Source organism: Roseibium sp. MMSF_3412 (assembly GCF_030733265.1).
Taxonomy (GTDB): Bacteria; Pseudomonadota; Alphaproteobacteria; order Rhizobiales; family Stappiaceae; genus Roseibium.
In genome coordinates this window covers 296,569-322,172 of sequence record NZ_JASHJI010000003.1, presented here as the reverse complement: position 1 = coordinate 322,172, position 25,604 = coordinate 296,569, and the positions used below count along the sequence as shown (strand labels likewise).

Below are 25,604 nucleotides of genomic sequence, written 5' to 3'. Positions count from 1 at the left end.
GTTTGATTCGCTGCCTCAAGTTTGGCTCAGTTGGTCCAGGTGAGGCGATCCTCGGTCACTCAGCCTGGAGCTCCCGTAGACGCGCAACGCAAGTCCGGAACCCGGCACGCCTCTTGTGTCTGCGTTTTGTATTGATCTGCGGCCACACGGAACAACGGGCCCTGCCGTTCGCCTAAAACCGGGATGCAGAACGGCATCACATTTTAATATTGGCAATCAGGCCCGGAGCTTCAGGGCCAGCTTCTGAAACGCTCGCAAATCAATCAGTGGCGAAAGCGTTTGAAAGCAGACGCAAAGTCCGGAGAGCGCTGCCGGACCATGGCTTTCTTGCGGGTCTGAGACGGCTGCTCGCCAAAATGCTTGCGGTAGTAGAGTGCAAACCGGCTGCAGTCCCAGAAGCCTTCTTGTGCGGCAATGTTGCCGACGGATTCATCGGCGTAGCGCTTGTCCCGCAATCTTTGCCGTGTGTTGTGCAGGCGAATGGCGCGCGCATATGAGTGCGGTCCCATTTTCACATGACTGGAGAATGCCTGCTCGACTGATCGAGCCGATCCCAGCCCGGAAAGCGCGTCATTCAGTCCTTCTCCAATCGTGAAATCGTGCTCGCAGATCAGGTGCCGTGCCCGGAAGTAGCGATCCGTGGCCGTCGCGCGACGATCAATTTCGAAGCCGCCATGCACCAGCCACTCCAGTGAAAAGGCGGACATGATGCCGGACAGCATTGCCTGGCAGACAGACCGATCCGACTTTGGGGGCGTGATCGCCGAACCACTTTCAGCTCCCAAAAGCGCCAGCGTGACATCCTCCTTCACCCGGGAGGCGAGATGCTTCGATCGGAGAAACGTTCCTTCCTGCCGTATCGCGCTGAACCAGTTTCTCGTTTCCGGACCCAGAAACGGACTTTCGAGAATGGCTTCGCTTGAAATGCTCATGGTGACAAGCGTGCAGTCCTGCGGTGCCGGCATGGCCGCGCATCCTTCCGGCGGCAACAGGAAAATCCAAGAACCGGGGTCCCGCGCTCCGAAAACCAGTTCTTTGCTGTCATCTTCAAGGCAAACGCAAAACAGGAACCTCTTCGGCCCGACCCGCATACGCATTTCCATCGCGTGCACGCAGCGCGAAATGTGGATCGAGGCTTCTTCCATGGAGGTAACAACCAAGCTGCCGTCGAACTTGCCCGGACTGAGCTGTATGCCCTCCAGTTCCAGTCCGTCGAAGAGCTTCGAAAACTGCTCAAGATCGCTGCAACGGAAACTCCTTGCGGCAGACGGTTCGGAGGCGACAGCTTCCGGCTGGTCGCGGCCATCCAGCGGGCAATGAATGTTCATCGCGCTACCCCTGGAATTGTGAAGCGGAACAAGACCTCGATCCGTCTTCGTGACCGGCTGTCATGACGCACCGACCGCTTGCTGACGAAACCGGGGTGGCAGGCGGAGGCGGCGGAAAATCTCATGATGAAGGCGCGCTTTCGTATCGATGCAGTAAATCCATCCGCGGACAGACGTCGCTTGCGCGCCGCGCATCGCCCTTCGTTTGCGGAAGGCTGTCCCGGCAGCCGCTCGCGATGACTGCGAAGAGTTGCGGCCGGCCCGCAAATTACCATTCCGGCCCTGCCTCCGTTTTTTCGCGCCTCCTGAATTCTTGTTTCATGCTCCAGAATTTGCCGACGGATCCCGTTTGTTCGCCGGAAAGCACTCCGTGCCGCCGCTCCAGTTCGTCCGAACACTTCGAATTGGAGGAATGAATAAGGAAATCGGACGTTGGAAAATGGCCGGTTTCCCAAGCCAATGAGATCCCTTCTCCCGGAACTGAAACGGCTGTTGTTCGGCGGCGGAATCGGGTTTAGCGGCCCGATCTCCCAACCCGCGCGGCCCAGTTTAGGGGTAGGTCCGGGTTGACCAGGGTATCGGGAATTTCACACGCAAGATTTCTGGCCGCATCTTCGCAAGCGGGCAGGCGTGAGGCGGGCAGATGCATAAGCAGGCCTTACTTCATTCGCGCGTGTGAGCACGTTTTCCGGCGCGTGAACATCTTCTTTCCGCAAGCTCCCGGGCACTCCTTTTCCATCAATCCAGCCACGTTCGCCAGACGGCAAAGAGAGACCCGGCCAGCTCCGCTCGCCAGGCCCGGTGCGTGTGCCTCACTCCAACCAGGCCTTCGAGTAGCCGGCGCGCAGACCGCGCAGCACAAGGAAAAAAGACGATGAAAAATCCGCTCGCAAACAAGCGACTCCTGCCGCTGACCTGCGCGTTATTGTGTTCGACGGCAATTGCGTTGCCGGTCCCGGCCAATGCAACCGATATCCTCATTTCGCTTGATCATCCGCTTTTCGATTCTTCCCGGGCGAATGGTGCAATCACGATTCCCCTGGACGTGAATTCGGTTACGCTCGCCGAGGGCACAGAAATCGATATCACCGACGCCGTCGGCCTGGAGATCTTTTCGAGAACGGGTGTGACCGTAACCAACAACGGTCGCATTATCACATCCGGTACCAACGCGGGCACAAACGCCGCTGATCCGCAGTCGCTCGGCTATGGTGACGGCATTTTTGTGTTGGGGTCGGATAATGCCACTATCATCAACAACGGATTTATCAGCATCGGCGATTACTTCGGGAATGCCATCTTCGGCTACGACGCAGACGGCTACACGGTCTATAATACCGGCGATATCGTCATCAGCGAAGATATTCTGGAAGACAATGAAGACTACCTGACCTGGACGGCGACGCCACAGCAACCCACCAATCCGCACATCGACCCGGATACCGGGCTGCCTTACCAGACAGCCGGGGCATCGGCCGGTATCAGGATCAATTCGTTTCTGGAGGTAACCAACACGCCCTCGGTCGGGTTGGGCGGCCACTATGTCGTCAACACCGGCACGATCACGTCCTACGCGGTTCAGAGCCGCGGCATTTATCTGGATGGCGCGTCGCGTGTTACCTGGGATCATGACAATGATCCCAACACGGATGAAGTCGAACTGGCGGACGACTTTTTCTCGATCTATTCCACGGCTGTGAACAACGGCAGGATCCTGATGATCGGGACCACTCCCAGTAACGGCATCTATGATGTTTCCGGGCTCAGGGCCGAGGCAAATCATGCAACCCTGATCAACAACGGTTACATCGAAATCCGGCCGCAAGGGTTCGGTATCGACTATAACGGCAACAGCGGCACGATCATCAACAACGGCACGATCCTGGCGTTCAACGACGACTCGCACGGGATAGAGCACTACAGGAACGGTACGACGGTCCCGACCGATCTGAAAATCGACCTGACCGTGAACACAGGGCGCATCTCCGTTCAGGGCGACAATACCCACGGCATTACGCTTAGCGGGCACGACGGACACAAGCTCGTCAACTACGGGCGCGTGTTTTCCCGCGACGGATACTCGATTGATGTCAATACGTTCGGATCGGGGGGATTGGCGACGGGTGACAGGAACAGCGTTTACCTGCTCGACGGATCGATCCTCCATGGCGATGTCTATATCGGTGCCGCCAGCCAGCCATACACCGATTTCCATCTCGGCGACGGGCTGAATGCGGCCATACGCTTTGACACGACAAATGGAAATCTGCCGTTCAGCATCGCCTCAAGGCACGGCCACGTTGTCGTCGGCGACACGCTGTATGTGGTCGATCTCGACAGCTATGCCCAGCAGGACCAGGTCGCCTGGTCGATGGTTTCGCAAATCCAGAATGCCATCGATGATGGCACCGATGCCCGCCCGCCGGCCGGTGATTTCGCCTTCAATGGCGATGCCGAGGCAATGGCAAACAGGTGGGCTCGGGTGTTCGGCGGCTGGGTGCAGGACCAGGGCGACGACGACGTGAGCTATCTGGATACGGGCGCCGATCACACGCCCCGCTACACCGGATATTCGGTTGGCACGATCGTCGGCGTGAACAGGTCAAGGCTCAGCTTCTTTGCCGGTGCTGCCTATAGCAGCGTTTCCGGTGACGAGGATGTCTCCTACGATACGTATTCCGGCACCGTGTTCGGCGGTATTGCCAGCACGATCGCCACGCGGCTCAACGTATCGCTGACGGCAGGCGCGGCCTACAACAGGACCGACCGGGACATGGCCGACAACCGGGTCTCCGGAGGGATTGATTCGGACACGGCGAACTATGCGTCCATTTTCCTGTCACCTTCGGTTCTTGTGAAGGGACCGATCGCCGGGAGCTCCTTCCGGTTGAACTATCTCGGGACATGGACGCAGGGTCATGACTTTGACTTTTCAGGCGGCACGCAGCTGGATGTTGACGGCCGGTTCAGCAATGTCATCGGTGCGCAGTTGCAGATGGCGCACAATCTCCCCCTGGCAAACGACAGCTTCCCCACGCGTATCCGCTACGGCGTCGAGGCCAGCTATGCCGATGGCCAGTCTGTTGGCTACAACCTGATGGGCACCGACCTGGAAACACCCTATGACAATGGCTTCACCGCACGCGGCTTCGCTGCGTTGGAAGTCGGTCCGACTTATTTCGAGGCCGGCTACAATACGGATGAGCAGGTTTCCATCAATGCCGGTCTGAAACTGCGGTTCTAGACAGAAACACACCTTTCCGCGGCCCCACCCGCGCGGGGCCTCACAGAGCTGGCCGCCGGCGGACCTCCGGGCGGTCAGTTTCTGCTGTTTGGAAGAAGATTTTAACTGGCGCCAGAGATGCTGCACAAACCGGGGTCCGAGGAGCCGTTCGGTTAAGTGTCCCGAGCGGAGAAGTACCGGAATGGATTGCAGGGTCGAGCCCTGCAATGACGGAATTCGTGGCGGATGGCGCGGTGACGGGAAAGCGGTTTTCCCTGTTGCGCAGACAGGAAGCGGCCGACAGGTCTTGCGGACAAGATCTCCTGTGCCGGTCATGCCATGGCTTGACCCGGTGCTGTCCGGCTTAGAAGTTGCGATCTAACTTATGTCGGTGAGAGAGCTTCATAATTCCGATCGGTACCAGGTCGGGATACAGACTTGCTTCCCGGACTTGTCGTCCCGGTTTGACGCATATGCGGCAAGACCGGGATCCAGTACGCCGTGTCGCTGGAGGTTAGATGAAGATGGAGAAACAAGAGGGTACTGGTTCCCTGCCTTCCGCTCCGCTTCAGCAGGGATGACAAGTTCATCGACCAGGGATCGCCGCATAGGTCATTGCCGGGTTAAACCGGACAGCAGTGAGCTTGGCCATGGCATCCATGGCGTTCCGCTTCTGTGGTGTGAGGCGTGAACTGTGGCAGCATCACCTCATCCTGAGGAAGGTTGGAGGCCTGTCTCGAAGGATGGACCGCGCACTGATACGCCCGCCCCGAAACAAGACCAATATATGGTCGTCCTGCCGTGGCGCGACCAAGGCATCCGGATTAACGGCTGCAACTGAAAATACTGAAAAATATGGTGACCCCGACAGGATTCGAACCTGTGACCCTCAGATTAGGAATCTGATGCTCTATCCTGCTGAGCTACGGGGCCGGTGAAGCGTCGATTAGCATGAATTGGCGGACTTGGCGAGCCCGGAGATTGTCCGGGAGAAAAGTCCGCGCGCCTTCTGCACACCCGACGAATGACCCCGCATGCCGGCCCGTTTCACGGCCATGTCTCGGCCTTGCCTTATTCAGTGCTTATCAGCGGAGACCGGGCGCTCAAGCAGACGCAAGGTGCGCAATTTAAAAGGGGGATGGTTGCCCATCGCGTTTTTTCAGCAAGTCCGGCGCATGCGCGCTTACCGGCTGGGACTGCCGGTACCGCCGGTTTTGGCAAAGATGCCTGACGCGGTGGCGACAGACGGACAAGCCCCCCCGCGCAACAAGGCGCCAAAGGTCCTGCGAGGTCACCGGCGCTTGGCTGCCGTCTCGTTCATTGCCGTGTGTGCTGCTGGTTTCGGGAGTACGGCGCCCGTCGCTGCAGAGCGCGCGGCTCCTTCGTCAGAGCACGAGGTTGCCGGTAACACAGTCGTCGCGGCTTGTGCCGGGGACACCGACGGTGGGGTGCCGCTTGTCAGTGAAGCAGGTGCGTTGACGTTCGAAGGTGTTGACGGCGCGCGCTATTTTGCCACCGACCTGCGTCTGCTCGCGGATACGGCAAGACGCGTATCGGCCGGCTCCGGTCTGATGACGGGTGCCGCAAAACTCTCGGCGCTGCCCGTTTCCGGACCGAATCGCTGGGGGCTCGTGCCCGCCTGGATCGTCCGTCAGGACAGAGACGGAACGTTGCTCCTTCAAACGGAAATCCTTGAGAGCGGAGAAGCCCTGTTTGCACCGTATGTCGCGGCTGGAGACTGCGCCGACCTGTTGCGCGCGACCGAACGCACGGCCAGGCGTGCCCGATCAGGCCACTGGAGGGATGCAGACGGGAACACGCTCTTTTCCACTTTTGAACCGGAGACATTTGCCGGTTATGAAGGACGCTATGTCATTGCCAGGGGACGCGTGGTTTCACTTGGAAAAACGGCCAGCACCCGCTATCTCAACTTTGGAAGACACTGGAAGTCCGATCTCACGGTGACACTCAAGTCCTCGGAAGAAAGCATGTTCAACTCTGTCCTCGGCCAGTCCGGCCACAAGGTCGACGATCTTGAAGGTCACAGTGTCGAGGTAAGAGGCGTCTTGCAGGAAAGAGACGGGCCGTATATTGCGCTTCGGCATCCGGAACAGCTCGTGGTACTCGAACACAAAAGGGTGGTAAGTGGCGGTCAGGACGGCAATTGATTCCCGGCGCGGCATGCGTATGACGGCCGCGGGTGCGCGACGTGCGGGCCTGCCGCACTTGCGTGCACTTCGTGCCGCCGGCGCGATCGCGTTGTCGCTGCTTGTCTCGTCCTGCCAGATCCTCGGCGACGGAACCAGCGTCGGCACCGTCTCCACGGGCGTCCGCCCCAGCCTGACCAGTGATATCGGTGCACGCGAGCACCCAAGGGTCGTTGCCACATATGGCGGCGTGTACAAGGACCCGGGCGCGGAACGAGCGGTGGCGAGTGTCGTCGGACGGCTGGTTGCAGCATCGGACGACCCTTCGCAGAGCTACAAGATCACGATCCTGAACTCTCCGGCCATCAACGCCTTTGCGCTTCCAGGTGGGTATCTCTACGTCACGCGCGGGCTGCTTGCGCTTGCAAACGACACGTCGGAAGTCGCTGCCGTCCTGGCTCATGAAATGGCGCACGTGACAGCGAACCATGCCATCAAGCGCCAGCAGCGCGCGGAAGCCAAGCAACTGGCCGACCGGATCCTGAACGACGTGGTGCAGGATTCGGAAGAAGCGCGCAAGGCCATCATCTCGTCGCAGCTGTCATTTGCACGGTTCAGCCAGGTTCAGGAACTGGAAGCGGATGCCATTGGCGTCAAGACGCTTGCGCGGGCCGGCTATGACCCTTATGCGGCTGCCCGCTTCCTGCGTTCCATGGCCGCCTATGCGCAGTATCAATCTGCGGACAGTTCGTCCTCGACCGGGGCTCCGGATTTTCTGTCATCGCACCCTTCCACGCCGGAGCGGCTGCAGATCGCGGTCAAATCCGCGCGTCAGATCGGCACACCCGGGATCGGTGAGCGGGACCGGGACCGCTATCTTACCCAGATCAACGGCATGCTCTACGGTGATGACCCGCTCGAAGGATTCGTGCGCGGCCGTTCTTTCCTACACAAGGCGCTTGGCATCGGCTTCACGGTGCCACAGGGCTATATCCTGGAGAACTCAACCGAAGCGGTGCTGGCAAGCAACGGCGACGGAACGGCCATCCGCTTCGATGGTGCTGATGTCAGCGGTTTTCCGAACCTAGTCGATTACATGAAATCCGGCTGGATCAACGGCCTGCTTCCGGAAAGTGTCCGGGAGACGACCATCAACGGGCTGCCGGGGGTGACCGGCGCCGCGATCACACAAGGCTGGTCCTTCCGGATCGCGGTTGTCCGGATTGGCCGGACCGGCTACCGCTTCATCTTTGCAAGCCGGTCTCCCAACCAGCGGTTCGACACGGATTTCCGCGCGACAGTGGACAGTTTCCGGCAACTGACGCCCACCGAGCGGGCGCGGCTTCAGTCGCTGCGTATCAAGGTGATCAAGACGAAGCCGGGTGACACGCCGCGCAAGCTGGCCGTCGGCATGAGCGGAGTGGAACCGTCCCGGAGGCTCCAGTTCTTCTCGATCCTGAATGACCTGGAACCAAACAAGGCCATCCCCGAGGGGACGGCCGTGAAGCTCGTGGTTGAATAACGTCCTGAAAGGCGGGAGAAGCAGCGGCTGATTGATCAGACGCTGTAGACCGCTTCGTCAGACTGTTCGTTCAACAGTGCCGACTTCAGCTTTTCCATTGCGCGGCTTTCGATCTGACGGACGCGTTCCTTGGAAATACCGAGCTTTTCGCCAAGCGACTCAAGTGTTGCCCCATCTTCGGACAAGCGCCGTTCCTTGACGATGCGCAACTCGCGCTCGCTCAGAACCTTCAGCGCCGACCAGAGCCATTTTCTCCGGCGTTCCGTGTCGATGTTGCCCGTAACGATCTCATCCGGCAGGGGCGCGTCGGACACAAGAAAATCCTGCCTGTCGGCGCTGGAGCCTTCGCTGTCTGTGACGGGCGCATTCAACGAGGTATCAGGGCCGGACAGGCGGGCAGACATCAACGCGACATCGGCGTGTTTCACACCGATCGCATCGGCGATTTTCTGGTGGAGTTCACTGTCGGTAAGCGGTGTCTGATTGTTCGAAAGCTTCGCCCTGAGACGGCGCAGATTGAAGAAAAGCGCCTTCTGGGTTGACGAGGTCCCGCCCCGGACGATTGACCAGTTGCGCAGGATGTAGTCCTGGATCGAGGCACGGATCCACCAGGTCGCGTATGTTGAGAAGCGCACTTCGCGCGCCGGCTCGAAACGGGCGGCAGCTTCCAGCAGACCGACATGGCCTTCCTGGATCAGGTCGCCGAGCGACAGGCCGAAATTGCGGAAGCGCGAGGCCACGGCGATCACAAGACGCATATGGGACAGCGACAACTTTTCAAGCGCCTTCTCGTCCCGATCATCCCGCCAGCGGATCGCAAGCTCCCGTTCTTCCTCACGTGTGAGGTAGGGGGCCTTCATCGCTGCCTGTACCAATTGCCGCTTTTCGCTTCCCGACATGACTGACGCTCCGATGTGTTATCGGGTTAACTACGTATCAATGTGCAGGTTAGATCACCCGGAGAGGGTGTTGGCGTGGAATTTTTGCACTTCTGCGTGATGCTTGTGTGAGCGGCCGTGTCGGGAGTGATATCCGGTTGCTTCAGGTTGCGGAACGAAAAAGGGTCCGGCGCAAACCGGACCCTTTCGAAACTCACGTGCGATCGATCGTCGGATTTCAGGCAGCTTCTTCCTTGCCTTCGTCTTCTTCGTCCGCTTCCCCGTCTGCTTCGGCAGCAGCTGCTGCCTTGAGGCGGCTTGGGGATTTTGCAAGGTTCTGCTCGATCTGCTTGACAGCTTCCGTTTCCGAACACTTGTTGACAGCGGCTATCTCGCGCGCCATGCGATCAAGAGCCGCTTCGTAGAGCTGGCGCTCGGAGTAGGACTGTTCCGGCTGGCTTTCCGACCGGTAAAGATCGCGAACAACTTCGGAAATGGCGATCAGGTCGCCCGAATTGATCTTCGCTTCGTATTCCTGTGCACGGCGGCTCCACATGGTGCGCTTAACGCGCGGCCGGCCGCGAACTGTCTCAAGTGCCTTCTTGACGGCCGCCGGATCGCCGAGCTTTCGCATGCCGACAGACGCGATTTTCGCGACCGGTACCCGAAGGGTCATCTTGTCCTGTTCAAAAACGATGACGAGCAACTCCAAAGTGTGACCCGCAACGCTCTGCTCTTCAATGGCGGTGATCTGGCCGACACCGTGTGCCGGATAAACGATATGCTCGCCTGTTTTGAAACCTTGACGCTGCGCGGTTTTTTTGTTGCTTGTTGCCATACTGATATTCTCTCCTGCGCAGTTGCGATCTTCTTCAGACCGATGCTTGGCCGTGTTAGCCATCTGTTTTTATGCGACACGAACCCCGCCGAGCGATCCGATACGGAACGCCTGTTGATATGCGGCGTGTCAGGGCTGGTCAGTCGTGCCTTTCCACTATAGAAACTGTTCAGTCATAAGAGCTGCCGGGAGTTGACGTTTCCGGTTTCACTTGGATCCGGAACACGTTTTGTAAACTCCGTTTTGGGGGTTCTTCTCGTGGTTGGCGACTATCCCCAATATGTAACATACTTTTGTGGAAAATTAAAGTGTTACGCTTTTGTGATGCACAATGACCACAAAACGGCCACTTGAGCACCGCGTGCAGGCCGTTGAATTAAATAATCTATTCAGCAGAAATTCGCGAAAACGCCGCATGCGGCAGGTTGCCGCACACGTAAAGCAGCGTCGAATCAGGACGGCGGATTCGGCGAGAAATGCTCTTCAAACTTGTTTTCCTTGCCGTCGAATTCCTCGGCAGTGGGAAGCGGATCCTTCTTCTCCGTAATGTTCGGCCACTTTTCGGAATATTCGGCGTTGATTTCGATCCACTTCTCCAGGCCCGGTTCCGTGTCGGGCAGGATTGCCTCGGCCGGGCATTCAGGTTCGCAGACGCCGCAGTCGATACATTCGTCAGGATTGATGACGAGGAAGTTCTCGCCCTCGTAAAAACAGTCCACCGGGCAAACTTCAACACAGTCCGTGTATTTGCACTTGATGCAATTGTCGGTGACGACGTAGGTCATCGTATCCTCGCTGCGGGTCACGCCGGCCGGTTTTACGAACCGTCTTCCGACCGGCTTACATTTGCGTGCAGCACGTCCAAAGCGGGGTGCACGGCCAAAAAAATCAGATCGGTGTTGCCTATCGTCTTTGTCTGGTGCGCGCAAGCGTCCAGGATGACGCAATCCGGGCGCACAAGAGAAAGTTATTCCGTTTTCTCTTCAAAAACAGGAATTGGCTTCAGTTTTCACCCCGGAAAGCGTCCATCTTGCGGCGGTCGCGCTTGGTTGGCCGGCCGGCTCCGGCCTCGCGTTGCCCGGGCGGGGGCGGGGGCGCGTCCTTTTTGGGCGGCGGCGGAGGCGACAGATCCTCATAGAGCGTGCGGGCTTCTTCATATGGCCCGCGCCTCGAGCCGAGCGCCACGATTTTCAACACCAGAACCTTGCGCTCAAGGACGATGGTCAGAACGTCGCCGGATTTCACGGTCTTGCTGGCAGAGGCGATCTTGTCCTTGTTGATCCGGACGTGGCCGGATGTCGCCAGTTTCTGTGCCAGGGAGCGCGATTTTGTGACCCTGGCATACCAGAGCCACTTGTCGACGCGCAGGACGCCGGCGTCCGGTGCATTCTGGCCGGCGGCCGGAATTACTTCTTGTCCTTGCTGTCCATATCCGCCTTCAGGGCCATGAGGGCCGCAAATGGCGAATTCGGATCGATCGGTTTGTCCTTGGGCGGCGCATTGCGGCGATTTCCGCCGTCAAAGCCCCTGTTGCCGCCCCGGTTTCGGTTCGGACCGCCCTTGCCGCCGCCGCCCTTGCCGTGCCGCTTGTCTGCCTGACCGCCCTTCGGTCCCTGGTTCTGCCCCTTGCGGTGATCGCCGCGGCGCTGGTCCTGCCGTCCGCGTGGCCTGCGGTCGTGCCGTCCGGGCCGCCAGATCTCGATCGTGACGGTTTCCATCTCGACAGGTTCCGGGCTTTCTCCATCAGTTGCTTCGGCAACGGCGCCGTCCGCCTGGTCAGCTGCGGTAGTGTTTGCAGCAACAGCTTCGTCTGCTTCGGGCTGCGCTGCGCTTTCCGCAGGTTCGTCGCCGTTGTCCACCGGGGCCGCCTGATCATCTGTCGAGGCGGCATCAACAGGCATTGCCTGCTCATCTGCTGCAACCGCTGCGGCTGGAACCGGCTGTTCCGCTTCGCTTTCGACCGGTGCCTCGCCCGAAGCGGTGCTTTCGGTTTCGCCTGGGGTTTCGGCAGCCGGGTCTGCGGATACGGCAGGTTCTGCCGGCTCACTTTCAGCAGCTACGCCAGCGTTTTCGTCCGCTTGTGCGGTTTCATCCGCCGTTTCGGCCCCGGACACGGTCTCGTCCGGAGCTGTTGCCGTCTCCGGCTTGACCGTCACGGGCCGCTGCACTTCCTTTGTTTCGACACGATACCCGAGCGACTTCAGGACAGCGGAGAAGTCCTCGCCCGCACAACCGAGAAGCGACGTCATCGCCACGGTCACCATGAAGCCGCCGCCCTGCTCGATCGCACCTTCCGGCGGGCTGACATCCGCATCCAGCGGTTTCCAGGCAATCAGCGGCCTGATCAGATCCGCGAGGCGTTCCAGAATGTCGACCCGCACGGCACGTGAGCCGCACACCCGGAACCCGACAACCTTGTAGAGCGCCTTGTCGATTGTTTCGTCGACGGGGATCGACGTGCGGCCCGACGCGGACAACTGCGGCAGTTCCGTCATGCCGTTCATGTCCAGCGAACCGTGCTTCAGGGCCCAGAGCTGGGCAATCAGCTGGCTCGGGGCCGGTTTCAGCAATGCGGGCACAAAGACCGTATAGGCACCGAAGCGCACGCCGTGCTTGCGCAGCGAGGCACGCATGTCCTGATCCAGCTGACGGATCTCGTCGGATGCGTCCTGGCGTTCCAGGATGCCGAGGCCCTCGACGATGCGGAAACCGATGCCGCGCGCAAGCCCTTCCAGGCCCTCGCCGGATTTCAGATCGGCCAGCGGTTTCAGGAGCGTTTCGATCTGGGCCTTGACCCAGAGATCAAGACGGTTTTGAACCGTGTCGCGCGGCGTTCCGGTCAGATGTTCGTCCGCGAGCAGGAGAACGGTTGGCGCAAGGACATCTTCACCGGCCACCAGCTTGGCAACAGGTTCACCGCGCCAGCGGATGGCACCTTCCGATGTCAGCACGAAATCGCCGTTTTCGGATTTCCCGAGTTTTTCGGCGCGCGACTCGATCTCGGTTGTCAATGCGACCTGGGCGGCAGCACGGACCGTCTTACCGTCCGGCCCCTCCGCGGCCGCATCTGGCGCAAACCGGAAGCCAAGCAAATTCCCGATATGCTGACCTTCCACGAGCACATCGCCGCTCGATGTGATTTCTGCTTCCAGCATTGCGTTCTCTCTCAAACGTCGCATCAATACACTTGTCCGCCTGTCCACGAAGCGCTGTGTCAGGCGCTCGTGAAGGGCGTCAGATAGTCTGTCTTCGATGTCGCGCGTCTCGCCCTGCCAGTGGGCCGGATCGGCCAGCCAGTCGGGTCGATTGGCAACATATGTCCACGTCCGGATGTGAGCGATCCGGTTCGCGAGTGTGTCGATATCACCATCTGTGCGGTCTGCGAAGGCCAATTGACGCGAGAACCAGTCATCCGCGATATAATTTTCCTGTATCAGATGGGTATAGATGGCGTTCAGCAGCTCTGCATGATTGGCCGGCGCGATCTTGCGGTAATCGGGAACCTGACACACGTCCCATAGCAGTTCGACCGCTTTTTCGCCCTGTGCCATGCCGGATATTGCCGGATCGCGCAACAAATGTTCAAGGGCCGTTACATCATCGCCGGTCGGCGCGCGCGCCAGTCCCTCTTCCTGAGGTACTTTTTCGAGGCTTTGCCGCAGCGAAGCGGTCGACGAAAAATTCAGCGTACTGTTGCGCCATTGCAGCACTTTCAGGCTCTCGAACTGGTGGCTTTCGATCTGTTCGATGAGGTGATCGTCAAGCGGATCGACCCGTCCGGTCACGCCGAAAGTGCCGTCCTTGGTGTGACGGCCCGCACGCCCGGCGATCTGGCCCATCTCGGACGCGGTCAGCTGACGATACTGATATCCGTCATATTTCCGGTTGCCGGCGAAGGCGATGTGGTGGACGTCGAGGTTCAGCCCCATGCCGATGGCGTCGGTTGCCACCAGATGATCGACGTCGCCGTTCTGGAACAGCTCGACCTGGGCATTGCGGGTCCTCGGGCTGAGCGAGCCGAGCACGACGGCCGCGCCGCCGCGCTGACGGCGGATCAGTTCGGCAATCGAATAGACTTCATCGGACGAGAAGGCGACAATCGCGGACCGCGCAGGAAGGCGGGAGACCTTTTTTGAACCGGCATATTCCAGTACGGACATGCGCGGACGGGTAATGACGTTCAGGCCGGGGAGCAGCTTTTCCAGAAGCGGCCGCACGGTCGATGCGCCCAGAAGCAGCGTCTCGGAGCGTCCGCGCAAGTTCAGAATGCGGTCGGTGAAGACATGTCCGCGATCCAGATTGCCGGCCAGTTGCACTTCGTCGATTGCGACAAATTCCGTGTCGAGATCGAGCGGCATCGCTTCGACGGTGGAGACCCAGAAACGGGGGGTGTCGGGGATAATCTTCTCTTCCCCGGTGATCAGCGCAACGCAGTCGGCACCCGAGCGCTCCACGATGCGGCTATAGACCTCGCGCGCGAGCAGGCGAAGCGGCAGGCCGATCAGGCCGGAGGGCTGCGCAAGCATGCGTTCGATGGCCAGATGCGTCTTGCCTGTATTGGTCGGGCCCAGGACCGCCGTTACGGTGCGGGACCTGGCCGAAGGCGGCAAAGGCAACGTTGAAGGACGGGGCATGGGAGTTTTTGTGGTCGGCTTTCTAGGGTCAGGACCCATTAATTGGGTTGAATTGGCGCAGCAAACGGCGATGAGCTGCAAGGAAAGGCGCGACAAGCGGGCTTCCTGCCCGGTTGAGCGGTTTGACGCAGCAGATCAAAGCCGTTTTTGCGTCCCTAAGGGATAGAATGAATTTGCCCGGCAACGTCGTTGCAAATCTTTGGAAACCGGACGGTTTCCCGCAGCTGTGCGCCTCGTATCCGAACAAATTCATCTCTACCAATTCATTCCAATTAATGGGTCCTGACCCCAGGGCTCTGCGCCTATATCTGGTGCGGGCTATCTAGCACAGCGAAACCGCGACTGTCGCTAATTCTTTTGGCAAAAGTCCCGTATTTCGCGCGGTTTAATTAATTGTGGAGAACGACTCCAGAACAAACCGAAACCGAATCGCTGACTCGCGCTGATTCAGGATTTGTTCCCTACAAGATGTTGGCCTCTCCCCAATTTTTGGTACAAAATCGTGAATCTGGCCAATGGGTTGAGTCGTTTTGGACGATGCGGCCAGATTGATCGGCGAATCATGTCAAGTCTTAAATAAGTCTGAATGCCTGTTCTGGTGTTGCCGCTGCTGCATTTACCGCCCGGACACAGCAGGAACGAATGCGGCACGAATCGCTCAGGCAGTGAAGTTCGGGATTTGTTCCGCACCAGATATTGGGGTTCGGAGCCACGTTGGTGCCAAATCAAGCGTGGCTGTTTTTTTAGATTCGGGTGTTCGGGCCGGAAGCCGGAAAACTGCGTTCCAGGTTGGTACAGGGCATTCACCCTGTTTTTTCCGGTTGCCGATTGCCGTTTGAAGTGTTCATGCTGCGCTGCAAAAATTTTTCTAAGTCTAGTTACAACCGTAACTTTCGCCAATTCCGTATCTTTTTCCGCAGCTTACCTGCCCGGCCGCAAAATTATTTTCCAAGTTAAGAAAAGGACACCCTTTCTGCCCCTTTTCAAGTGCGTGCGACCAAAGTAGAAAACGTTCCAAAATCAGACTTGCCGTTCCGAATAGATGGGGGAGAAGGCGTTTGGCGATCACTAAGATTCTCGTTGCGAACAGATCGGAAATTGCAATCCGGGTGTTTCGGGCCGCCAATGAACTCGGGCTGAAGACCGTCGCGATCTATGCGGAACAGGACAAGCTTGCCCTGCACCGGTTCAAGGCGGACGAGGCCTACCAGGTCGGCAAGGGCCTTGGACCGATCGAGGCCTATCTTTCCATCGAAGAAATCATTCGTGTCGCCAGGCACGCCGGGGCGGATGCCATTCACCCCGGCTATGGGCTCCTGTCCGAAAGCCCGGAATTCGTGGATGCGTGTGAAGCGGCGGGAATTACCTTCATCGGTCCGAAGTCCGACACGATGCGGCGGCTCGGCAACAAGGTCGCCGCGCGTAATCTGGCGATCGAAGCCGGTGTGCCGGTGATGCCGGCGACCGAGCCGCTTCCCGACGACATGGAAGAGATCAAGAGCCAGGCGCTTGAGATCGGCTATCCGGTGATGCTGAAGGCGTCCTGGGGCGGCGGTGGCCGCGGGATGCGCGTGATCCCGGATCAGGCAACGCTCGAAAAGGAAGTGCTCGCGGCGAAACGCGAGGCCAAGGCTGCGTTCGGCAAGGATGAAATCTACCTGGAAAAGCTGGTGCAGCGGGCGCGCCATGTCGAGGTGCAGATCCTTGGGGACGGCGACAATGTCGTGCACCTGTTCGAACGCGACTGCTCCATCCAGCGGCGGCATCAGAAAGTGGTCGAGCGCGCACCGGCTCCCTATCTCGACGAAGCAAAACGCATGGAGCTGTGCGAATACGGTCTGAAGATCGGCCGTGCGGTCAACTACCGGGGCGCGGGCACGGTCGAATTCCTGATGGATGCGGATACCGGCTCCATCTACTTCATCGAGGTGAACCCGCGCGTGCAGGTGGAGCATACGGTCACCGAGGAAGTCACCGGGATCGATATCGTACAGGCACAGATCCACATCGCGGAAGGCGCCAAGATCGGCACGCCGGAAAGCGGTGTGCCGGTGCAGGAGAAAATCCGCCTCAACGGTCATGCCCTGCAATGCCGGATCACGACGGAAGACCCGGAACAGAACTTCATTCCCGATTACGGCCGCATCACCGCCTATCGGGGGGCGACCGGTTTCGGCATTCGCCTTGACGGCGGCACCGCCTATTCAGGTGCGGTGATCACCCGCTTCTACGATCCGCTTCTGGAGAAGGTCACGGCCTGGGCGCCAACGGCGGAAGACGCGCGCAAGCGCATGGACCGCGCCTTGCGCGAGTTCCGTATCCGTGGTGTCGCAACCAATCTGGTGTTCCTGGAAAACATCATCGATCATGCGGATTTCCGGGCGAACAACTACACGACCCGGTTCATCGACGAGACGCCGGCGCTGTTTGAACAGACCAAGCGGCAGGACCGGGCAACCAAGCTCCTGACCTATATCGCCGACGTTTCGGTCAACGGGCACCCGGAAACGAAGAACCGGGTGCGCCCGCCCAAGGATGTCGCCGCGCCGGTGGTGCCGGATTTCGGCGACGACAAACCGGAGGGCACCCGGCAGCTTCTCGATGCGCTCGGTCCAAAGGGCTTCGCCGACTGGATGAAGGACCAGAAGCGCGCGCTGATCACCGACACCACGATGCGTGACGGTCACCAGTCGCTGCTGGCAACGCGCATGCGGACCCACGACATCGTCAATATCGCCGATGCCTATGCGGTCGGCCTGCCGACACTGTTCTCTCTGGAGTGCTGGGGCGGGGCGACCTTTGACGTCGCCATGCGGTTCCTGACCGAAAGTCCGTGGGAACGGCTGCATCACATCCGGGAAAAGGCACCGAACATTCTGCTGCAGATGCTGCTGCGCGGCTCCAACGGTGTCGGTTACACGAATTATCCCGACAATGTCGTCAAGTTCTTCGTCAAGGAAGCGGCGGAAAACGGGATCGATCTGTTCCGCGTGTTCGACTGTCTCAACTGGGTCGAAAACATGCGCGTGTCGATGGATGCGGTGCAGGAAGCGAACAAGCTTTGCGAAGGCGTGCTTTGCTACACCGGGGACATGCTGGACAGTGCCCGGCCGAAATACGACCTGAAATACTATGTCGGCCTTGCCAAGGAGCTGGAAGCAGCGGGCGCGCATATCCTCGGGATCAAGGATATGGCAGGACTGCTGAAGCCGGAGGCTGCCAGGGTTCTCATCAAGGCGCTGAAGGAGGAATCGGGTCTTCCGATCCACTTCCACACGCACGACACCTCCGGCATCGCGGCGGCGACCGTTCTGGCGGCTGTGGAGGCCGGAGCGGATGCGGTCGATGCCGCGATGGACGCCCTTTCGGGGCTGACTTCGCAGCCGTGCCTGGGCTCAATCGTCGAGGCCCTCAGGGGCAGTGACCGCGACACCGGTCTCGACGCGAAGACGATCCGCCAGATTTCCTTCTATTGGGAAGCCGTGCGCACGCAGTATCGCGCGTTCGAGAGCGACCTGCGCTTTGGCGCATCGGAAGTCTACCTGCACGAAATGCCGGGTGGCCAGTTCACCAACCTCAAGGAACAAGCGCGCTCGCTTGGCCTTGAAACCCGCTGGCACGAGGTCGCCCAGGCCTATGCCGACGTCAACATGATGTTCGGCGACATCGTCAAGGTAACACCGTCTTCCAAGGTGGTCGGCGACATGGCGCTGATGATGGTCAGCCAGGGTCTGTCCGTTTCGGAGGTCGAGGATCCGGCCAAGGACGTCGCCTTTCCGGACAGTGTCGTGAAGATGCTGCATGGCGATCTCGGACAGTCGCCGGGCGGATGGCCGACGGCACTGCAGTCGAAAGTGCTCAAGGGTGAGACGCCGATCACCGTGCGTCCCGGATCGCTTCTCGATGACGCGGACCTCGACGCGGAACGGACAACAGCCGGTGAGGCAGTCGGGCGTGACATCGACAATATCGATCTGGCCTCCTACCTGATGTATCCCAAGGTCTTTACCGATTTCGACAAGGCGCAGCAGCAATACGGACCGACCTCGGTTCTGCCGACGCCCGTCTATTTCTACGGGCTGGAAGCGGGCGAAGAGGTCTTTGTCGACCTTGAACCCGGAAAGACACTGGTCGTGCGTTGCCAGGCTATCGGGGAAACGGACGAAAAGGGCGAAAAGAAAGTCTTCTTTGAACTCAATGGCCAGCCCCGCAACGTCAAGGTGCCGGACCGGGCGCATGGCGCGACGGGTGCCGCGGCAATGCGCAAGGCGGAAGACGGCAATAGCGCTCACGTCGGCGCGCCGATGCCGGGCGTGATCTCCACGGTGGCCATCGCCACCGGACAGGACGTCACGGCCGGTGACGTGCTGGTCTCCATTGAAGCGATGAAAATGGAAACAGCGCTTCATGCCGAAAGAGACGGCAAGATCAAGGAAGTTCTGGTCACGCCAGGCGCGCAGATCGATGCAAAAGATCTTCTCGTGGTCTTCGAGGACTGATCGAGCAAAGGTGAGCAGGTCGCACTTTGGTGCGATCTGCCCGCTATTTACTTGAATTTTATTCTGAAAATCCTGCCAATCACGCGTTTTCACATGCGATCACCTGTCATGTGAATTGTCGTTCCGCGTTGTCAGCGCCGACACTCTTCCGGCCAGGCCTCCGAAAGGAGGCGTTAGCTAAGGGAGAGAACAATGAGGAAGCTACCTGTTTGGCTGGGCGGTGCGATTGCATCCCTTGTTTTGACGACCGCAGCTCATGCGGCGTGCGATGTCCAGAAACCGGGCTACGAACTGACCGGGGCGGAAGCCGAGGGGGTCTACGATTGTCTGAAAGACGATTTGCAGGCCGGATATCAAAAGGGCGCAAAGCGCTGGATACCGGAAGACTTCGTGAAGGACTATCCGGGATGGACAAAGGCCAGTGCCTTTCCGGCAGCGCCGGGGTTCCACGGCGGCCGGTTCCTGATGACCTACGTGAATTCGATCGGGGCTGACGAATACCTGAAATACAAACCGGAGAACGTGGTGGTTCCCGCCGGGACCCGGATCGCCAAGGAGTCCTTTGCTGTCAACGATGACGGCAAGGTTACCAGGGGGCCGCTCTTCCTGATGGAGAAGGTTGCCGCGGGCACATCACCGGAAACCGGCGACTGGTATTACATGATGGTGGCACCGAACGGGTCTCCGCAGGCGGTCAACGTGATCAGCGCCTGCAGCGAATGCCATCTTGAGAATTTCGGGGAACAGGGCGGCCTCGGCTATCCCGTCGAGGACGCGCGGATCAAGTAGCCGGGCAGCCGGTCGTCAAAGAAAAGAGCGGGGTGGCGGACACCCCGTTTTTGTCAAGCGACGCTGATATTGCAAATTGCGGATCACCCAGACCGGCGCAGAGCCGGACAAGGATTTCAGCGTTGGTCTACTCTGCCGCCTTCAGCTGCGTACGGGTCACCGGTACTGCCGCCGTGCCGATCCAGATGTCGAGGAAATCGTTCAGCCATCGCCTGACCGCCGGATCGTAGACGAAGCGGCCGGCGAAGTGATCGCGGCGTTGCTGCGCGCCGGGAAGTTCCATGCGGGGCGCTGCCTTGGTGGTCCACTTGACCATCATCTGATGCGTCAGCTCAGGATGAAACTGGATGCCGTATGCGGCCGGGCCGACGCGGATCGCCTGGTTGGGATAGGTCGGGCCGGAGGCAAGCAGTTCCGCGCCCCGTGGACAATCGAAACCCTCCCGATGCCATTGATAGACTTTGTCGGGCCAGTTCATCAGATCCTTGCCGGCTGATGTCGGCCTCAGCGGATAATAACCGATCTCGACAAGCTCGTCCCGGTGTCCGGCAACGGTCCCGCCGAGATGCTTGACCATCATCTGGGCGCCGAGGCAAATCCCCAGGAACGGTTTTTCCTCCTTGAGAGGAACCTTGATCCAGTCGATCTCCTTGTGAACGAAACCGTCGGGATCGTTTGCGCTCATCGGGCCGCCGAAGATCACCGCGCCGGCGTGATCGGCCATCGTGTCAGGCAGCGTGTCGCCAAAACGGGGCTTGCGGATATCAAGGGTGAAACCGCGCTTCACCAGTTCCTGGCCAACGCGGCCGGGAGACGATGTCTCCTGATGCAGGACGATAAGAACCTTGGAAGGGCCGGTCACCGGGCTGGATTGAAATCTCATGACACAAATATGAGGGAGCGCGCCGGAAAAATCGAGCCCCGTTGCACCGCTAGTTCAAAGAAAACGCTGAAACCAGAAAAACATAGGGTGATTTCTCGCGCATCAGGGCTTGTCAATTTTTCCTATGCGCCCTCTTCGTCCTCCGGTGCGGTCTGGGCCACCTTGTGACGAAGGGTCATGCGATCCCGTGTCGAGACGCCGAGGAGTTCGGCGACGCGCCAGATCGTGTTGTCTTCAAATTCGTGAACGTGACCGTCCGCATAGACGATCTCCCACATCATCTCCACGATGGCCAGCCGTTCGGCCTCGTCAGTGGTTCGTTTCAGGACCGAGGTGAACCCGTAGAGATCAACGGCTTCCTCGTCCCGCTGCCGCGCAGCTGCGATCAGTTCGGACGTTTCCTTGTCGGTGAGTTCGTAATGCTGCTGCAGAATTTCCCTCAGCTTCGCGCTTTCACTTTCCTCGATGACGCCGTCGATATCGACAAGATGGAACAACAGGGCAGCCGCAGCCAGACGCTTGTCGTCTTCCGCAAAGGTTTTCTTGCCGCTGTCACCAAAGGTGATCTCCCGGACGAAACTCTTGAGCGCGTTCAGCATGTTTTTCTTCCTGTCTTCGGCATCCCGCCTTGGCTTCCCATAGCTATACCATTCCCACTTGAGCATCAAAGACTTGTTAAAATCACTGATGAACCCAAAGTGGGAATATAATCTGGTATTTTCTACTCATCTTTTTTGAATCATTCTAAAGTATTGATTTTTCTATATTTTAAACTTGACAATTACCCTCATGAAATGGTTACACCCTCAGAGCACCGGTTGCTCCCGGCGCAGTTCAATTCAGATTTTTTGCAAATAAACGGGGCGGTGTTTCGTGTCTCCGGTTGCATTGAAAGGGGATAAACCCATGACATCACTCAAGGCTGGGCTGCTGACCGCAGCGGCCATGCTGACCACACCTGTGTTGGCGGCAGCTCCCGCCGATATCCTGTCGACCTACGGCGATGTCGCACAGGCGAGCTACGCGGATTCCCTGGCAACCGCCAAAACCTTGAAGGGTGCGATCGACACCTTTCTTGCCGAACCGACCGAGGCAAACCTTGAAGAAGCGCGGTCCGCATGGATCGAAGCGCGCAACCCCTACCAGCAGACCGAAGCCTACCGTTTCGGCAACGCCATCGTGGATGATTGGGAAGGCAAGGTGAATGCCTGGCCGCTCGACGAAGGCCTGATCGACTATGTCGACGCGTCCTACGGCGAAGAATCGGAAGAAAACCCGTTCTACGCCGCAAACCTGATCGCCAATCCGTCCCTGAAGGCGGGCGGCGAGACGATCGATGCCGGCAACATCACCTCCTCTCTCCTGGCAGATCAGCTGCAGGAAGCCGGTGAAGTCGAAGCCAACGTGGTCACCGGATACCACGCCATCGAATTCATGCTCTGGGGACAGGACCTCAACGGCACCGGCCCGGGCGCCGGCGCACGTCCTGCAACCGATTTCGACCCGGCCAACTGCACGGGCGGCAATTGCGAGCGCCGGATCCAGTATCTGCAGGCGGTCACCGATCTGCTGATTTCCGACCTGGAAGAAATGGCTGCGGCGTGGGAGCCGGGCGGAGCGGCCCGCGAAGAACTGGCAGCAAAGGGTGAGAATGGCGGTCTTGCGACAATCCTGACCGGCATGGGTTCCCTTTCCTACGGAGAACTCGCCGGCGAGCGCATCAAGCTCGGTCTGCTGCTGCACGATCCGGAAGAAGAGCATGACTGCTTCGCGGACAACACGCACATGTCGCATCTCAACGATGTGATCGGCATTCGCAACGTCTATTTCGGCTCCTATGCAAGCCCGCTCGGCAACAATGTCGCCGGTGCATCCCTTGCAGATCTCGTTGCTGAAAAAGACCCGGCACTTGCCAAGGAAATGAAAACGAAGCTCGATGCGACACTGGCCGCCTTCGAGGTCATGAAAGCGCGCGCGGACAGCGGTGAAGCCTACGATCAGATGATTGGCGAGGGCAACGAAGAGGGCAATGCGGTGGTTCAGGCCGCTGTCGACGCCCTGGTCGACCAGACCGCCTCGATCGAGCGTGTCGTCAAGGTGCTCGGCCTGGACGAGATCGCGTTTGAAGGTTCGGACAGCCTCGACAATCCGGGCGCCGTTTTCGAATAAAGACCCGGCGTCAGGCGGATATAGGCCGCCTGACGCCTGTTCCGATCTGCGAATTGGGGCTCGCGGACCACAATCAGGATGCGACTATGACACTGGAGCCCCGGTTGGCGGCGCTTTTCAGCGCCCTGTTTTGCTTAAGTCTTGCCGCCAGTCCGGCTGCCGCAGATGACGTTTTTTCGCACCGGGACGATCTGAGTGCGAGCGACAAGGCCAAAATCTCGAAGGTTCTCACCGCACCTGCGGATTTCGAGACACCGGAACGTTTCGAGCCGATGCAAGGCGGGGCAGGGACCTCGACCCGCCGTCCGAACCGGGACGCCTTTTCTCATTCCAACGCCAATCTCACCTTCGAAGAGCAGCACGACTTCAAGGTCGGCAATGGCCTTTTCAAAAAGCTCTGGACCTCTTCGCCATCGTCGACGCGGGCTTCAGACGGGCTCGGTCCGCTCTACAACGCGCGTTCATGCCAGGGATGTCACCTGAAGGACGGGCGCGGGCGGCCGCCGCTGCCGGGGGAAAAAGCGGTCTCGCTGTTCCTGAGGCTTTCCATTCCGCCCGAAACGGACGAACAGAAGGCCGCGCTGGCCTTAAAGGAAATCCTGCGTGTGCCCGAGCCGACCTATGGCGGCCAGTTTCAGGCCTTTGCGGTTCAGGGGCTGCCTGGTGAAGGCCGTTTCGATATCGAAACCGAGGATATTGCCGTTCCGCTCAGCGGGGGTGAGGCGGCAGTGCTGCAAAAACCCGTCTACAGGATCCGCGATCTGGGGTTTGGCGACATGCATCCGGACACCCTGATCTCGCCGCGCATTGCACCGCCAATGATCGGACTGGGGCTCCTGCAGGCGATTCACCCGGGAGACATCCAAGCGCTGGCGGACCCGGACGATCTCGACAGCGACGGTATTTCGGGAAAAGTCAGCCGTGTGCGCGATCCGGCCACCGGGGATCTCGCCGTCGGCAGGTTCGGCTGGAAGGCGTCCAATCCGACGATCCGAACGCAGACGGCTGGCGCTTTTCTGGGCGATATCGGCATCAGCTCGCCCGATCTGCCGTTCAATTTCGGTGACTGCACCGAGCGACAATCCGACTGCAGGGCCATGCCGCATGGCGAGCAGGCGGATCTTGGCGTTTCCGAAGCGCCCGATCCGGTCATGGATCTTGTCACTTTCTATTCGGAAAACCTTGCCGTGCCGATGCGCCGCGATGTTGACGATCCGGACGTATTGCTGGGCAAGCAGGTCTTCTACGAAACCGGCTGTGTCGCCTGCCATCAGCCGAAATTTGTCACCAGCCGGAACGCGGACAATCCGGCGCACAGGTTTCAACTGATCTGGCCCTATACCGATCTCCTGCTGCATGACATGGGTGAAGGGCTTGCCGATCACCGACCGGTCGGAGACGCCAACGGGCGCGAATGGCGGACGCCGCCGCTTTGGGGCATAGGCCTGACGGAAACCGTGAACAACCACACGCGGTTTCTTCACGACGGCCGTGCGCGCAATCTGCTTGAAGCCGTGTTATGGCATGGCGGCGAAGCGCAAGAAGCCCGTGACAAGGTCGTGGACATGCCGCCGGAACACCGTAATGCACTGATCCGATTTCTGGAGTCGCTTTAGATGAATCATTTGGCCCTGGGATTGACCGTGTTGCTGATTGGCGTGTCAGCCGCAGACGCGGCAGACTTCAAGCAACCGCTTGAAAACGTGATAACCGGCTATATCCGTCCGGCAACGGCGGCGTTCGCGGAAAGTGCCGCCGACCTGCCCGACGCTGTTTCTGCTGTTTGCGCGGAGAGCGACGACGCGCGTATCGAAGCGTTCAAAGACGTGTTTTCCGATGCTGTGCGGGACTTTTCGCGCATTCAGTTCCTGCGCTTCGGCCCGCTGCTCGACAATGACAGGCTCAGCCGTCTGTCCTTCCGGCCGGATCCACGCGGCCGGGCGCAGCGGCAAATCAGAAAGCTGTATGCATCCAAAGATACGAGCGTGCTTTCCGCTCAGAGCCTTGCACAGAAAAGCGTTGCCGTGCAAAGCCTGACGGCCTTGGAACTCATTGCCTTTGACAAGGACACCGATGTTGTTCTCGGACGTTCCGGTGAAAACACGGACTATACCTGTGGTTATGCGCTCGCCATAGCCGGGAACGTTGCTCAGATCGCAGAAGCGACAGCCACCGGCTGGGCCAATCCGGACGGCTACAGCCGGCAACTGCTGTCTGCCGGACCGGAAAACGCAAGGTACCGGACGGCGACTGAGGCTATCGAGGTGGTTTACAACGCGCTGGCAACGGGCGTCACGATCGCCAAGGATCAGGACCTCATCCCGGCACTCGGAAAATCGGAAGACAAGGCAAAGCCCCGTCGGTTTCCGTTTTCCCGCTCGGGCAACAGTGTTGTTTATCTCACGGGAGAGCTGGACGGCATTCACGACGCGCTCGTCAGCATGGATCTTAAACCCCTGATGTCCCCGGCGGATCAATGGACCCTGGATACGCTGGGTTTCGAGTTCAAAAATGCCGGAAACTATCTCGCCGCGCTCGAAACACCTCTGCGCAAGTCTTTTGCGAACACCGGAAACTACAATCGTGTCACGGCTCTTTCGATCACACTCTCGTCCATTCAAGAGCTGATGGTTGACGGCGTTGCCGGCGCTCTTGGCCTTGCCGGAGGGTTCAATGCCCTCGACGGAGACTAGG

At 59.3% G+C, this 25,604-nt stretch carries 16 protein-coding genes and 1 tRNA gene; 8 read left to right on the top strand and 9 right to left on the bottom strand.

The features are described from left to right. Nucleotides 1-263 precede the first annotated feature (263 nt). Entirely contained in the window at nucleotides 264-1,328 is a 1,065-nt protein-coding gene (locus RBB49_RS07730) for a helix-turn-helix domain-containing protein (protein WP_306142137.1), read from the bottom strand. An 874-nt stretch (nucleotides 1,329-2,202) separates the two neighbouring features. Between RBB49_RS07730 and RBB49_RS07725 the strand changes: the two genes are divergently transcribed. Next, entirely contained in the window at nucleotides 2,203-4,572 is a 2,370-nt protein-coding gene (locus RBB49_RS07725; protein WP_306142136.1) for a hypothetical protein, read from the top strand. Between the two features lie 835 nt (nucleotides 4,573-5,407). On the opposite strand, the gene RBB49_RS07720 is transcribed toward RBB49_RS07725, so the two are convergent. After that, nucleotides 5,408-5,484 (bottom strand) — tRNA-Arg (locus tag RBB49_RS07720). A 368-nt stretch (nucleotides 5,485-5,852) separates the two neighbouring features. Between RBB49_RS07720 and RBB49_RS07715 the strand changes: the two genes are divergently transcribed. Both RBB49_RS07715 and RBB49_RS07710 read left to right on the top strand, forming a co-directional pair. Further along, on the top strand, nucleotides 5,853-6,719 hold the full coding sequence (locus RBB49_RS07715) for a hypothetical protein (protein WP_306142135.1): 867 nt from the start codon (nucleotides 5,853-5,855) through the stop codon (nucleotides 6,717-6,719). A gap of 58 nt (nucleotides 6,720-6,777) precedes the next feature. Next, a complete protein-coding gene (locus tag RBB49_RS07710; RefSeq protein ID WP_306142134.1) occupies nucleotides 6,778-8,220 on the top strand; it encodes a M48 family metalloprotease in 1,443 nt (480 codons plus the stop codon). A 35-nt stretch (nucleotides 8,221-8,255) separates the two neighbouring features. Here RBB49_RS07710 and RBB49_RS07705 read toward each other — a convergent pair whose 3' ends face one another. The 5 genes from RBB49_RS07705 to RBB49_RS07685 all read right to left on the bottom strand — a co-directional run bounded on the left by RBB49_RS07705 (nucleotide 8,256) and on the right by RBB49_RS07685 (nucleotide 14,570). Further along, nucleotides 8,256-9,119, bottom strand: coding sequence for an RNA polymerase factor sigma-32 (locus RBB49_RS07705; RefSeq protein ID WP_306142133.1), 864 nt, complete (start codon nucleotides 9,117-9,119; stop codon nucleotides 8,256-8,258). A gap of 217 nt (nucleotides 9,120-9,336) precedes the next feature. Beyond that, nucleotides 9,337-9,936, bottom strand: a complete 600-nt coding sequence (locus RBB49_RS07700) for a CarD family transcriptional regulator (RefSeq protein ID WP_306142132.1) — start codon at nucleotides 9,934-9,936, stop codon at nucleotides 9,337-9,339. Between the two features lie 452 nt (nucleotides 9,937-10,388). Further along, nucleotides 10,389-10,721, bottom strand: coding sequence for a ferredoxin FdxA (gene fdxA / locus RBB49_RS07695; protein ID WP_306142131.1), 333 nt, complete (start codon nucleotides 10,719-10,721; stop codon nucleotides 10,389-10,391). A 217-nt stretch (nucleotides 10,722-10,938) separates the two neighbouring features. Then, a complete protein-coding gene (locus RBB49_RS07690; protein ID WP_306142385.1) occupies nucleotides 10,939-11,304 on the bottom strand; it encodes an RNA-binding S4 domain-containing protein in 366 nt (121 codons plus the stop codon). A 38-nt stretch (nucleotides 11,305-11,342) separates the two neighbouring features. Continuing rightward, the gene (locus RBB49_RS07685) at nucleotides 11,343-14,570 is read right to left on the bottom strand and encodes a helicase-related protein (RefSeq protein ID WP_306142130.1); all 3,228 of its coding nucleotides are present in this window, start codon (nucleotides 14,568-14,570) and stop codon (nucleotides 11,343-11,345) included. Between the two features lie 1,058 nt (nucleotides 14,571-15,628). Here RBB49_RS07685 and pyc point away from each other — a divergent pair. Next, nucleotides 15,629-19,069 carry a pyruvate carboxylase gene (gene pyc / locus RBB49_RS07680; RefSeq protein ID WP_306142129.1) on the top strand — a complete coding sequence of 1,147 codons (3,441 nt, stop codon included), beginning with the start codon at nucleotides 15,629-15,631 and terminating at the stop codon, nucleotides 19,067-19,069. Between the two features lie 192 nt (nucleotides 19,070-19,261). Further along, complete coding sequence (locus RBB49_RS07675) at nucleotides 19,262-19,858, top strand: hypothetical protein (RefSeq protein ID WP_306142128.1); 597 nt, start codon at nucleotides 19,262-19,264, stop codon at nucleotides 19,856-19,858. A gap of 127 nt (nucleotides 19,859-19,985) precedes the next feature. On the opposite strand, the gene RBB49_RS07670 is transcribed toward RBB49_RS07675, so the two are convergent. Both RBB49_RS07670 and RBB49_RS07665 read right to left on the bottom strand, forming a co-directional pair. Continuing rightward, complete coding sequence (locus tag RBB49_RS07670) at nucleotides 19,986-20,741, bottom strand: glutamine amidotransferase (protein ID WP_306142127.1); 756 nt, start codon at nucleotides 20,739-20,741, stop codon at nucleotides 19,986-19,988. Between the two features lie 122 nt (nucleotides 20,742-20,863). Beyond that, complete coding sequence (locus RBB49_RS07665) at nucleotides 20,864-21,340, bottom strand: TerB family tellurite resistance protein (protein ID WP_306142126.1); 477 nt, start codon at nucleotides 21,338-21,340, stop codon at nucleotides 20,864-20,866. Nucleotides 21,341-21,647: 307 nt separating this feature from the next. On the opposite strand from RBB49_RS07665, the gene RBB49_RS07660 reads away from it, so the two are divergent. From RBB49_RS07660 to RBB49_RS07650, 3 genes are all read left to right on the top strand, one after another. Next, nucleotides 21,648-22,910: an imelysin family protein gene (locus RBB49_RS07660; RefSeq protein WP_306142125.1), complete on the top strand. Its 1,263-nt coding sequence runs from the start codon at nucleotides 21,648-21,650 to the stop codon at nucleotides 22,908-22,910. 86 nt (nucleotides 22,911-22,996) lie between these two features. Further along, nucleotides 22,997-24,526, top strand: coding sequence for a di-heme oxidoredictase family protein (locus RBB49_RS07655; protein WP_306142124.1), 1,530 nt, complete (start codon nucleotides 22,997-22,999; stop codon nucleotides 24,524-24,526). Continuing rightward, nucleotides 24,527-25,603: an imelysin family protein gene (locus RBB49_RS07650; RefSeq protein ID WP_306142123.1), complete on the top strand. Its 1,077-nt coding sequence runs from the start codon at nucleotides 24,527-24,529 to the stop codon at nucleotides 25,601-25,603. It begins immediately after the preceding gene. Nucleotide 25,604 lies beyond the last annotated feature (1 nt).